Origin of the sequence: Anabaena sp. CCY 9910 (assembly GCF_963920875.1) — a bacterium.
Lineage (GTDB): Bacteria > Cyanobacteriota > Cyanobacteriia > Cyanobacteriales > Nostocaceae > Trichormus > Trichormus variabilis.
Genome location: NZ_CAWUDJ010000008.1, coordinates 41,615 through 53,853 on the forward strand (window position 1 = coordinate 41,615; position 12,239 = coordinate 53,853).

At 40.0% G+C, this 12,239-nt stretch carries 10 protein-coding genes; 9 read left to right on the forward strand and 1 reads right to left on the reverse strand.

Translation table 11 applies throughout. The annotated features are described in order from the left end of the window. Position 1 precedes the first annotated feature (1 nt). The 6 genes from ACM5QX_RS08875 to ACM5QX_RS08900 all read left to right on the forward strand — a co-directional run bounded on the left by ACM5QX_RS08875 (position 2) and on the right by ACM5QX_RS08900 (position 8,481). Positions 2-754 (forward strand): metallophosphoesterase family protein, encoded by a 753-nt coding sequence (locus tag ACM5QX_RS08875; RefSeq protein WP_414753223.1) that lies wholly within the window; start codon positions 2-4, stop codon positions 752-754. A gap of 1,193 nt (positions 755-1,947) precedes the next feature. Further along, positions 1,948-4,080: an HlyD family efflux transporter periplasmic adaptor subunit gene (locus ACM5QX_RS08880; protein WP_414753224.1), complete on the forward strand. Its 2,133-nt coding sequence runs from the start codon at positions 1,948-1,950 to the stop codon at positions 4,078-4,080. Positions 4,081-4,211: 131 nt separating this feature from the next. Continuing rightward, positions 4,212-6,380: a peptidase domain-containing ABC transporter gene (locus ACM5QX_RS08885; protein ID WP_414753225.1), complete on the forward strand. Its 2,169-nt coding sequence runs from the start codon at positions 4,212-4,214 to the stop codon at positions 6,378-6,380. Between the two features lie 400 nt (positions 6,381-6,780). Continuing rightward, the gene (locus ACM5QX_RS08890) at positions 6,781-6,969 is read left to right on the forward strand and encodes a hypothetical protein (RefSeq protein WP_011317494.1); all 189 of its coding nucleotides are present in this window, start codon (positions 6,781-6,783) and stop codon (positions 6,967-6,969) included. A 371-nt stretch (positions 6,970-7,340) separates the two neighbouring features. After that, a complete protein-coding gene (locus tag ACM5QX_RS08895; protein WP_414753226.1) occupies positions 7,341-7,601 on the forward strand; it encodes a hypothetical protein in 261 nt (86 codons plus the stop codon). 673 nt (positions 7,602-8,274) lie between these two features. Then, the gene (locus ACM5QX_RS08900) at positions 8,275-8,481 is read left to right on the forward strand and encodes a hypothetical protein (protein WP_414753227.1); all 207 of its coding nucleotides are present in this window, start codon (positions 8,275-8,277) and stop codon (positions 8,479-8,481) included. A 98-nt stretch (positions 8,482-8,579) separates the two neighbouring features. Here ACM5QX_RS08900 and ACM5QX_RS08905 read toward each other — a convergent pair whose 3' ends face one another. Next, the gene (locus ACM5QX_RS08905) at positions 8,580-9,506 is read right to left on the reverse strand and encodes an alpha/beta fold hydrolase (protein ID WP_414753228.1); all 927 of its coding nucleotides are present in this window, start codon (positions 9,504-9,506) and stop codon (positions 8,580-8,582) included. A gap of 760 nt (positions 9,507-10,266) precedes the next feature. On the opposite strand from ACM5QX_RS08905, the gene ACM5QX_RS08910 reads away from it, so the two are divergent. The 3 genes from ACM5QX_RS08910 (at position 10,267) to frr (ending at position 12,155) form a co-directional block, all read left to right on the forward strand. After that, positions 10,267-10,821 (forward strand): thioredoxin family protein, encoded by a 555-nt coding sequence (locus ACM5QX_RS08910; RefSeq protein WP_414753229.1) that lies wholly within the window; start codon positions 10,267-10,269, stop codon positions 10,819-10,821. A 70-nt stretch (positions 10,822-10,891) separates the two neighbouring features. After that, positions 10,892-11,620 carry a UMP kinase gene (pyrH, locus tag ACM5QX_RS08915; RefSeq protein ID WP_011317499.1) on the forward strand — a complete coding sequence of 243 codons (729 nt, stop codon included), beginning with the start codon at positions 10,892-10,894 and terminating at the stop codon, positions 11,618-11,620. Further along, positions 11,607-12,155, forward strand: coding sequence for a ribosome recycling factor (frr, locus tag ACM5QX_RS08920; protein ID WP_414753230.1), 549 nt, complete (start codon positions 11,607-11,609; stop codon positions 12,153-12,155). Before pyrH ends, frr begins: the two co-directional genes overlap by 14 nt. Positions 12,156-12,239 lie beyond the last annotated feature (84 nt).

Sequence of the window (12,239 nt, forward strand, 5' to 3'; positions counted from 1 at the left end):
TATGAATAAATGGGCAATTTTAAGCGGGATTGAGGGTAATTTGGCAGCTTATGAGGCTGTAATGGCCGATATTAAGCGCCAAGGTGATGAAATAGAAGCTTTATATATTTTGGGTGATTTGGTGGGGCCAAGACCGGAAGTAGAAAAAGTAGTAGAACGAGTCCGTAACCCACGAAATGGCGAGTTAGAACCTCTGGTTTGTAAAGGTTGGTGGGAAGAACAGTGCTGCATTTTGCATGGTCTTGGCCCTACTGGCGAGGCTGATGATTTGTTAGCCCAGTACGGCGGAGAAACAGTTAAGTTACTTTGGGATTCTGTTTCTCGTCAGACAGTGCAATGGTTACGAAATTTAGATTTTGGTTTTTTTGAACTAGATTGTTTATTAATTCACGGTACGACTGTATCAATTGATGAAGCATTAACCCCCGATACTTCGCCAATTCAAATGCTTGACCGTCTGACAAGAATACAGGCAAATAATTTATTTTGTGGTCGTTCTGGTTTAGCTTTTCAATATCACTTGCAAGCTGGTTCAGTCACTACAGGTATCACAACTCTTGATAGTCCAAAGTCCCCTGAAACTATGACTATTTCTCCACGCCAGATAATTGGAGTGGGTAATGTAGGCAGAACACCAGGTGTAGCAACATACACTCTCTATACTCCCACTACAAACTTCGTAGAATTTAAAACTATCCGTTACGGCGTTGGTCAGGGATTTCAGCGTAATTCTGTTAAAGCTATCTCATCCTAAAGTGCGTTATACCAAATTAAGATGAAGCTGTATAGAATAATTGAATGCAGATGCACGCAGCGAAAAGTTCTGTAGGAGGGTTAGCCCGACCTAGGAAACTTTTCAAGACAGAAAAACGTGGATAAATCAACGGATTTTATATTATGTGCAACCTCATATAAAATTGGTATTACAGATAAAAACATATCCAAAATGTAGGGTACATCAGTTCGATAGAGCCTAACTATACTCAGAAATTATTCATCCTGACGCACTCTACCAAACCATTAATTTCCGATAATTTATTCTCTGGTGTTGCTAAATTAACTATAGTCATATCAGATGATTTTGCATCTATCCTGCGTAGTAAATATATAAGTTTGATTTCTGTCTCCAGATTTATGAATTATTAGCGGACAGTGCTTATAGTTAAGTTCTTAGGTGAGGCTAAACCTAGTCACGCAAGTGAGGCGAAAAATCATGTTACTCAAATATTTACAGTTGCATTGTTTCTCAATCAATGATTGGTTCAATTGCAATTATCACACTGAATAAATCTTTATGCCAGAGTTGGCTTTTTAAGATTCCCTAGATAGCACCGTAAATTTGGGGATTTTAAGCTAATAGGCTTTTAAATTATTTATTTTCGATATATCTATCATGCTCTTTACTCCCCTCTCCGCGTCGGGGTTGGAGGAGAGTTCAAAAATTCTTTTTTGAACTCACGTTGACACAGAGTTTTTTGAGCAGACTATATAACAGATGACCACTTTTCTGTCTGGTTTTTCTACAGCTTCCTTTGTTGAATAAGGATATAGCTTTGCTCATGCTGCAAATTATTCTTGCGTGCAATGCAAACAAAATTGCCGATGTTTGTATTGTGGAAAAAGGGGTAGAGGAGGTGATAATAACTCGCTCAACGTAAGTGAGGTTTTTGAGAGAGTTTGAGCGTTCTCCTCTATATTTCTCTACACGTCATCCGCGTTAGAGATTAAAGAAAAGCAAGCACATCTCAAAGCACATTCTTTTCTTATTCCCCATGTTTTATTATAGCCAATCTGAAACATAAATTGGGGAGAGGATGAATCAATTCAAAATACTCTACGGGAAGCTAAAGCTACAAAATAAAAATGGTTGTATCAATCTGCAAAATAAACAAACACATCATTTAATAGCCTAATTTCTATCATATTCATCTACCAAGGTGCAGTATCGTGAACACCTTACGCCGCCAAGAAAATGATTTTTGGCATCGATCGCATCAGCCAATTCCCGAAGAACTTCCTACGTTAGAAGCTAACGAGTTTCTACCCCATATTGGGAAATGGACAAGTATCGGTGGGGTGGTTGTCTTTAGTATCTTTGTTGTAGGAGTGGCGCTAACATCTGTTCTCAAGTACAACGTGACGGTAAAAGTGCCGGCGACTATTCGCCCTGTGGGAGAATTAAAGCTTGTACAGTCATTGGTTAGCGGCAAAATTCTCAAAATTGATGTTGCAGAAAATCAGATGGTGAATGAAGGACAAGCGATCGCCTACATTGATGATTCGCGTCTGCAAACCCAAAAGAGCCAATTACAAAACCTGATTCAGCAAAGTCAACTACAACTCAATAAAATTGATGCACAGTTGGGAGAAATCGATGCTCAAATTACAGCACAGACAAATTTAAACGATCGCACCACTATCGCCGCACAAGCTGAACTGAGTGGTACACAACGCAACTATGCAGATCAGCAAGTGAAAGCTACGGCGGATATGACACAAGCACAATCAGCCTTAACTTTAGCCAGGATACAAAAAGACCGCCTGCAACGGGAAAAGCTCTTAACGGCGACGGTGCGAGAAACAGAAGCCGCTTTAAATTTAGCCAGGGTGCAAAGCGATCGCCTACAACGGGAAAGGCTCCTAAAAACTACCGTAGATGAAGCGGAAACAGGCTTAAAATTGGCGAGGGAACAACGCGATCGTTTACGGCGGGATAGGCTTCTCAGGACGACTGTCCAAGAAACAGAAACCGCCTTGAATTTGGCGAAGGCGCAACAAGAAAGATTACAGAGGGAACAACTCTTAGCCAAAACTGTGCAAGAAGCAGAAACGGCTTTAAACTTAGCCAGGGTACAACGCGATCGCTTGCAACAAGATAAAGTTTTAACTGCAACTGTCCAAGAAGCAGAAGCCGCCTTGAGTTTAGCCAGAGTACAGCGAGAAAGATTACAGCCGATAGTAGCATCAGGAGCGATCGCCCGTAGTTTCTTCGAGGAAAAAGACCAAGCCGTGATTTCAGCTGAGGCGAGGTTGGAACAAGCCAAAGCTAACGCTAAAAATCTCTTGGAAGAAAAAGACCAAGGTGTAATTACGGCGGAGGCGAAACTGGAACAAGCCAAAGCCAACGCCAAAAATCTTTTAGAGGAGAAAGAACAAGCGGTGATTGCGGCGGAGGCGAAGCTGGAACAAGCCAAAGCTAACGCTAAAAATCTCTTGGAAGAAAAAGACCAAGGTGTAATTACGGCGGAGGCGAAACTGGAACAAGCCAAAGCCAACGCCAAAAATCTTTTAGAGGAGAAAGAACAAGCGGTGATTGCGGCGGAGGCGAAGCTGGAACAAGCCAAAGCTAACGCCAAAAATCTCCAAGAAGAAAAAGACCAAGCTTTAACAGTGGCGCAAACCAATCTCGCCAAGGCCAGAACTGGGATAAATCCCAATGATGCAAGTGTGACTGTAGCATCAGAACGAATTAAACAAGAACAAGCCAGAGGTGAAGTAACCTTAGCCGCCTTGAAAAAAGAAAGAGAGACTTTGCTACAACAACGTTTAGAATTTCAAAAACAACTGGACAGAAACCGCAAAGAACTACAACAAGCCGAAAATGACCTAAACCAGAGTGTAGTCCGCGCACCCATCGCCGGGACAGTCCTGCAATTGAATTTGCGTAACCCCGGACAGGTAGTACAAGCGAGTGAGGCGATCGCTCAAATTGCACCTTTAAATGCACCAATACAAATCAAAGCTAACGTCCAGGCACAAGATATCAACAAAGTCAAACCCGGTCAACAAGTCCAAATGCAGGTCTCTGCTTGTCCCTACCCAGACTACGGCACTCTCAAAGGAACAGTCAAAACAATTGCCCCAGATGCCCTACCCGTAGCTAACAATAACCCCCAGACCACCACAGCTAAAACCACAGCCTATGAAGTCATTGTAGAACCACAAACCCCATACGTTGGCAGAGGCGATCGGCAATGTCAACTTAAAACCGGGATGCAGGGTAAAGCAGATATCATTTCCCGCAGAGAAACAGTATTAAGGTTCATCCTCCGCAAAGCCAGATTAATTGCAGATTTGTAATTAGTCATTGGTCATTAGTCATTATTTTTCCTCTACTCCCCACCTAATAAATACTCTTAAAAAACTCCGCGTACCTCTGCGCTAACCTCCATATTCCTCTGCGTTTAAAACAACCAAAATTACAAATCAATATGCTTGATCTCTTCAAACTCCGAAAAAATTACCCCTGTGTTTTACAACTGAGTGAAGAAGATTGTGGAGCCGCTTGTATAGTTTCAATTTGTCGGCAACACGGACGCTTTTTAAGCATGAATAAAAGCCGTGAAGCCGTAGGAACTGGACAACTAGGTACAACCTTATTAGGTCTAAAACGTGGCTCAGAAAATCTCGGTTTTAATGCCAGAGCCGTGAAAGCATCCCCCGCCATCTTAGACAGAATTAAAGAAATTCAACTACCAGCAATTATTCATTGGCGGGGTTATCACTGGGTAGTTTTATATGGCAAAAAGGGAAGCAAATATGTCATAGCTGATCCAGCCGTAGGCATTCGTTATATTCACCGGGAAGAGTTAACAGCCGCTTGGAATGGGGTCATGCTCTTAATGGAGCCAGATCACCAACGCTTTTCTCAACAACCCCACGACAAACCACAGCCAGGCTTTACCCGTTTTCTTCAGCGCATATTGCCCTATCATGGGCTATTGTCCCAGGTTTTCATGATCAATATCGTCCTGGGTGTATTGGCTTTAGGCTCACCAGTCCTGATTCAAATCCTCACAGATGATGTCTTAGTTCGTGGCGATACTCAACTACTAACTGTGATAGCGATCGCTGTTATCATCATGAATTTATTTAGTAGTGGTATGCAGGTATTAGAATCTACAATGATTGCTCATTTTAGCCAACGCCTGCAATTAGGTTTAGTCTTGGAATTTGGACGGAGAATTCTGCAATTACCATTGACTTATTACGAAGCCCGTCGCAGTGGAGAGATTACCAGCCGACTTAGAGATATTAATGAAATTAATCAATTAGTCTCACAGGTTGTAGTGCTTTTACCTAGCCAATTTTTCATCGCTGTAATTTCCTTCGGCTTAATGCTTTTTTATAGTTGGCAGTTAGCATTAGCGGTCATCCTCATCGGTGCATTGATGAGTTTAGCTACATTGCCGCTTTTACCAGTCCTGCAACAAAAAACTCGTAGTCTTTTAGTTTTAGGTTCAGAAAATCAAGGTGTATTAGTAGAAACTTTTAAAGGCGCACAAGTCCTTAAAACCACAAACGCTGCACCACAATTTTGGGATGAATTACAAAATCGTTTTGGTCGTCTGGCAAATTTAACATTTGGTACTATTCAAATTGGCATTATCAACAATACTATTGCAAAATTCCTTTCTGCTATCGGCGGTGTAGTTTTATTAGGACTAGGAAGTATTTTAGTCATCCAAGGAAAGTTAAGTATTGGTCAAATGCTAGCGATTAATGTACTACAAGTTAATGTGCTGACATTAATTAGCTCACTAGTAGGTTTAGTAGATGAATATTTTCGTTCCCAAACTGCTATATCTCGGCTTTTGGAAGTGATTGATGCTACTCCCGAAGTAGATAACACTTCTCAAAAACCATTTGCCCAAATCTCTAGTAATGCAGATATTCGTTTTTCCCATATCAACTTTCACCACCCTGGTAGAGTTGACCTATTAGAAGATTTTTCTCTCAAGCTACCAGGAGGACAAATTATTGCTTTAATTGGCAAGTCAGGCTGTGGTAAAAGTTCCTTAGCCAAACTCATGGCAGGATTATATCAGCCCAATTCTGGTAATATCCGCATCGGCTTTTATAATATTCAAGATATTGCCCTTGATTGTTTGCGGCAACAAGTAGTTTATGTACCTCAAGAACCTCATTTCTGGAGTCGTTCAATTTTAGAAAACTTTCGTTTAGGAAGTCCCCATATTTCCTTTGAAGAAGTCGTCACAGCTTGCCAAATTGCCGATGCTGACAGTTTTATTAGCCAACTACCAAATAAGTATCAAACGGTGTTAGGTGAATTTGGGGCAAATCTTTCTGGAGGACAAAAACAAAGACTAGCGATCGCCAGAGGTATTCTTAATAATCCACCAGTCTTAATTTTAGATGAAGCAACAGCCGGACTAGACCCAGTTAGTGAAACTCAAGTTCTTGATCGGTTGCTAGAATCACGCCAGGGTAAAACCACAATCCTCATTACCCATCGTCCCAGCGTAGTCCACCGTGCTGATTGGATTGTATTACTCGATCAAGGAAAAATACAACTCCAAGGTACTTTAGAAGATTTCCTGTCTCAACAAGGAGAGCATCTAAAGTTTTTATCACTGTAAATATTATTTTACGTTATAAAAAAGATAGCAAATCTTAATTTATCAAGAAAGACACAGCAAAACTAAAATTTTATTTATAAAGTAGTAATTAAATAAATTTATTAAGCACGCACTAGAGTTTACAAGGTAGAAATTTTGACATTTAATAAATTGTATTGATAGCTAAAAACTAATAATTTAATAAACTTATTATAGGGATATAATTAATTACATCCCTATATTTTTTTAGCCTGAATTTACATATAAATTATATTTTATCGTCAGAATATCATGAATCAAAAGTAGTAAAATTTGTTTTTACAAATACCACTACGGCATAATTTAAATTAACAAGAAATATTGAATAATAAAAACATAGGTAATAACAAACCTATGTTGTACGTAAGTGAGGTAAAAGTTCATGTCAAACCAAATGCTAGCTTCTAATTTACTTGAAGATTTATCCTTAGATCAACAGCAATCTTTGGCTGGTGGTCAAACCTTTGATGATGGAGATGACGAAGGCGGAAGTACACGACTTGGCAGTGGTGAAACTCGCCGCTATAGAATTAGAAGTGTCAGCATCGTTAGTGTCCGTAAATTGTCATAGTTAGTGGTGAGTGGAGTGAACTGAAATAATCGGCTCAAAGCCTAATTGTATTTGAGCATTTCTGCACCATCTCCTATTTTCTGCTAAATTTTATGAAGCTAGGTACTTTTATTACCTAGCTTTTTCTACGGGTATTTTTTTCATGAGAAAATGCACATATTTTTTACTTATTATCCCCATTAATTAAAACCAAATAATTAATATACTTATTTAAAAAATAACCTCAATTAAAAGATGATTTACTATGAACCAAAAGCTAGATATTTAATCATATATTATCTAACTAAGGAGTAATTTAAAATATGTATGAATATTGAACAATTAAATTATGAGGTGTTAAGCGCCTATGTAATGAAGTGAGGTAAATAATTATGTCTAATCAAATCATCGCATCTAATTTGCTAGCAGATTTATCCACAGAACAACAGCAGTTTCTAGTAGGTGGTCAGCAAACAACTCAACCACCACAAGGTCAAGGTGGTTGTTCCGGTGGTGTGGGTTCTAGTGGTACTGATCAAGATAGCTGGGATCAAAATAGCTATGATCAGGAGGGAGGAGGCTCTGGAGGTGGTTTCAGTGGTCGCCGTCGCCCCTTGCGAGTAAAACTTTCCGGTTACATCTATCTCAGATAAATTGGCAAATTTCAAAAGTAGGATCTGATTTGCCATTAAACTTACACTATTGTTCTCAAGGTAAATGTTCTCAAACCTTGTAGTCAGTATTTATAAGCTAATACAGTTCAGTTAAGGCAACAACTTAGACTGGTGTAGGTTGGGTGGAGGAACGGAACCCAACATTCTCAAGACTTTGTTGGGTTCCGCTATCGCTCCACCCAACCTACTATTCTCTTAACTGAACCGTATTGATTTATAAGCTCTGTTTCTTTCTTGTGCTGACTAGTGCAATCAGAACACTAACTATATAAGATGTTTGCTCAACAGCCAGTTCCTCGGAGAAACTGGCTTTTTTGAGTTTAAAAATTACATTTTGGAGATAAGGAAAACTTTAAGCCATATCCTATTTATAATAAGGGACAAAAATACTGTTTCCCACATAAAAATATAAGGTTATAGATGAAATATTATTTGTATATATATCTGCAATAGATATAGGAATACCATTAAAAATATCATACTTCTTAAGCAAGATTCTTAGTATTTTTATTTCCCCCTATAGGGGAGTTTAATTTGTCATAATTATTCCTATAAATAAAATCAAAGGTATTACACATTTATGATTTTCGCCCATATTTGTGTAAGCCTTGTAGGCGTGTACAAATAATAGATAGAACAGAGGAAAAGAATCATGTCTAATCAAGTTTCGCAATCTGATTTACTCGTCGAACTATCTACAGAAGACCAGCAAAATCTAGCTGGAGGTCGCTGGGGTAGTTTCGGTGGTTTCGGTGGTTTCCGGGGTGGCTCTTGGTTTAGAGCAGGCAGGTTCTGGGGAGGTCGTTCTTGGTTCAGACCAGGTGGTTTCCGGGGTGGCTGGGGTGGTTACTGGAGATAATTGCCTGAAGCCCATCGATAGAAGCTTATTGATTATGATGACAAGTCTTGATTTATCTTAAATCAGACTTGTCTTTTTGCTATCTATATTAAAAATCACTACCCAATTGTCTGGGAATTATGCTCAATTTCTTGGGCTTCTAAAAGTCTAGTTTTTTCCCATATCCAATCTTGTAAAATCGGATTAACTAATTCAGGAGCTTCATCTTGAGGACAATGCCCTACACCTTCCAAGGGAATAAACTTGAGTACTTGAGGATAGTTGGCTAATTCTCGACCTAAATCTATCGGTTCCCAAGGGTCATCTGTTCCCCACACAATCAATGCTGGACAAGGCAACAAAGGTAAAAGGTCTTCTGGTAGAGGGCCAGATGAATAAGAAGTAAAGGCAAGGAATACAGCCGCAGCACCAGGATCACTTGCTGGCACTGTCAAAATATCTACCAGTTCCTCTGTCACTGCCTCACTATTAACATAGGCTTGTAGCAGAATCTTTCTCACTGTTTTTGGTTGAGCGATTTGACGGAAAAAGAACTGACCAATTGCTTTAATAGATAGTACACGTTGCAGTATAGGCGCGCCAAAACGACGTGACCAAGGTAGAGTTTCTCGTTTGCGATCGTGCAGTAATCGTAGAGAACAGTTGAGTAGGGCAACACTTAAACTAATCTCTGGATTGCTGACTGCTGCTTGCATGACTACAATACAGCCAATAGAGTTACCCACTAAAAAAGCTGGTTCACCGACAACCTCACGGCAAAAATCAGCGACTTGTTCTCCCCAAGTTTCTAATGTATAAGCCATTTCCGTATCTGGTTGAGGTTTGGCTGAACCACCAAAACCAATTAAATCAATTGCATAAACACGGCAATTTTTCGCCAGGATGGGTATATTTTTTCGCCAGTGGCTCCAGGAAGCACCAAAACCATGTACTAGTACAACGGATGGCCCGGTAGTTCCTTGAGTTTGATAACAGATGGAGAAGCCTCGCCAAATCCAGGTTTTTGTAGAAGTAGAAGTATTCATGAGAATTTAAAAATAGCTGAAGATATTAAAGTAAAAGATTTTACCTGTAGAGTTAGAGGTTAGTTATTTTACTGAACAAACCCTGAGATACTCCTTCCTTATGGAACAACTCATAACCCTGAGAGAAACTCAGCTACGTATTAGTATTGTGTACAAAAGAATGGGAGCAGCAATGTCTACAGCACTGAGATTTTTGTCAGGTTAGAAATCAATAAACAGAAATTCCACAACAAGAGTGTGAAATTTGTTATTCCTCAATTTCTTATTCTTGATCACCCACACCTTATTTTCAACTCAGAGCATGGATGCAATCAAGAGATTAATAAAAATTATCACGGAGAAGGCAGTAGAAATAGTCTACCTTTGTACGTTTAACGTGGGAATTATTGATTGTCCTATTTATAGGCGAGTGCAGGCTCGACTAATAAGATTCAAAAAAATTGAGATATTATTAACTTGATATCATTACTTTATAGATATTATGTAATACTCTTTTTTGATGAACTTAATTTTGTACTTCATATTTTTATCATGGCTCATTAATAACACTATTTAAATATCTTTACACAAGATTAGGAAGTTAATACAAGATACTGAAATAAGTATCCGGATAAATTCAGTAGTTTTACAATTTACGGACTTGAAGTTAGCCCATAAGATGTACTGGATACAAGGCATCTATTAATAGGTGAGTTAAACCTAAACAGTAAGGTTAAATTTCACCTAGATTTTTGTTCCTAGTGCAGGCTGGCTAAAGAAAATGACCATACTAGAAACAAGTAACACTCCTGTTGGTGGTTACGCGCCAGATTTTGAGTTACCAGGGATTGATAATCACGTCCATCATCTGAGTCGTTATTTAGATAATTTTCGCGCAGTTGGCGTAGTTTCTTTGGGCAATCACTGCCCTTATGTAAATTTGTATCTAGACAGGTTAAAAGGCATTCAAGGGGAATTTGGAGCGGAAGGCTTTATCTTAATTGGCATAAATGCTAGTGATATTACCGAGCCAAGTTGGTCAAGCTTAGAGAAAATGAAAGCCTTTGCCCAAAATCACAAGTTAAACTTTCCTTACCTGTGGGATTCTACCCAAGAAGTTAGCAGGAGCTTTGGCGCTACTAAAACACCGATCGCCTTCTTGATCGACAGTCATGGTATATTGCGATATAGAGGTCAGATTGACAATCATCCTCAAGAGCCATCATCTGTAGGTGAAGACTACCTGCGAAATGCGATCGCTGCTCTGTTTAAAGGCGAAGAAATCCCAGTACCTGAGACGGAACCAGTAGGCACTTCATTGATCTGGCATATATAGACATAGATAGTCATTGTACTGCTATCTTAAATTGGAGGCACTTGCAACTTTTTTGATAAAGCGGAACTTCATGGGAACGAATTACCGACGGGTTTTACTCAAACTGAGCGGTGAAGCCTTAATGGGCAACATGGGCTATGGGATTGATCCAGAAGTGGTCAAGGAAATAGCCCAAGAAATAGCAGAGGTGATAGCCACTGGCGTTCAGATTGCCATTGTCGTTGGCGGTGGTAACATTTTTCGTGGCGTGAAGGCAGCGTCGGCGGGGATGGACAGGGCAACCGCCGACTACATTGGGATGATTGCCACGGTAATGAATGCCATGACGCTGCAAGATTCACTGGAACGCATAGGAGTACAAACGCGGGTACAAACTGCGATCGCTATGCAGGAATTAGCCGAACCATATATTCGCCGTCGAGCCATCCGTCATCTAGAAAAGGGACGGGTGGTTATTTTTGGTGCTGGTTCCGGTAATCCCTTTTTTACAACAGATACAACAGCAGCATTAAGAGCCGCAGAAATCGACGCAGAAGTAATTTTTAAAGCCACCAAGGTAGATGGGGTTTATGATGCAGACCCCGAAGTCTATCCTAATGCCAAACGTTATAACAGTCTCACCTACGCCCATGTCCTCGCTCAGGACTTGCGGGTGATGGACAGTACGGCTATCGCCCTTTGTAAAGAAAATAATATCCCTATTCTTGTATTTGACCTAACAACGCGGGGTAATATTCGCCGCGCCGTTTTAGGAGAATCTATCGGTACCCTTGTGGGAGGTTCTTGTGAAATTAGCTGAAGCTGAAAGTAAAATGCAACATACTGTTGAGGCGACTCAACGGGCATTTAATACAATTCGTACTGGCCGCGCCAATGCCAGCTTGTTAGATAAGGTGTTAGTAGACTACTACGGTTCACCTACACCCTTAAAATCCCTAGCAAACATCAGCACGCCAGACGCAACGACAATACAAATTCAGCCTTACGATAAGACCAGTTTAAATATTATCGAAAAGGCAATTTCTCTCTCGGATGTTGGTCTAACCCCCAGTAATGATGGTTCTGCCATTCGCTTGAATATACCACCCTTAACAAGCGATCGCCGCAAAGAATTAGTCAAACTGGCTGCTAAGTACGCGGAAGAAGGGCGTGTTGCTATTCGTAACATCCGCCGTGATGCCATAGACTCAATTCGCAAACAAGAGAAAAACGCTGAGGTTTCCGAAGATGAAGCCAAAGACCAACAAGACAAACTGCAAAAACTAACCAACAAATACACTGCCAGAATCGATGAACTGTTGACAGAAAAAGAAAAAGATATCACCACTGTCTAAATAGTTTTTAGGCTGAAGAATCTCATATTCCTCAGCCTTTTTTATCAGTAATTCCTAACTGTTGACAACTTTCAGAAATTTTGA

Excerpts from the sequence above, each read along its gene's own strand:
- ACM5QX_RS08875 (WP_414753223.1), top strand. The coding sequence starts at position 2 with ATGAATAAATGGGCAATTTTAAGCGGGATTGAGGGTAATTTGGCAGCT.
- ACM5QX_RS08885 (WP_414753225.1), top strand. The coding sequence starts at position 4,212 with ATGCTTGATCTCTTCAAACTCCGAAAAAATTACCCCTGTGTTTTACAA.
- ACM5QX_RS08890 (WP_011317494.1), top strand. The coding sequence starts at position 6,781 with ATGTCAAACCAAATGCTAGCTTCTAATTTACTTGAAGATTTATCCTTA.
- ACM5QX_RS08895 (WP_414753226.1), top strand. The coding sequence starts at position 7,341 with ATGTCTAATCAAATCATCGCATCTAATTTGCTAGCAGATTTATCCACA.
- ACM5QX_RS08900 (WP_414753227.1), top strand. The coding sequence starts at position 8,275 with ATGTCTAATCAAGTTTCGCAATCTGATTTACTCGTCGAACTATCTACA.
- ACM5QX_RS08905 (WP_414753228.1), bottom strand. The coding sequence starts at position 9,506 with ATGAATACTTCTACTTCTACAAAAACCTGGATTTGGCGAGGCTTCTCC.
- ACM5QX_RS08910 (WP_414753229.1), top strand. The coding sequence starts at position 10,267 with ATGACCATACTAGAAACAAGTAACACTCCTGTTGGTGGTTACGCGCCA.
- pyrH (WP_011317499.1), top strand. The coding sequence starts at position 10,892 with ATGGGAACGAATTACCGACGGGTTTTACTCAAACTGAGCGGTGAAGCC.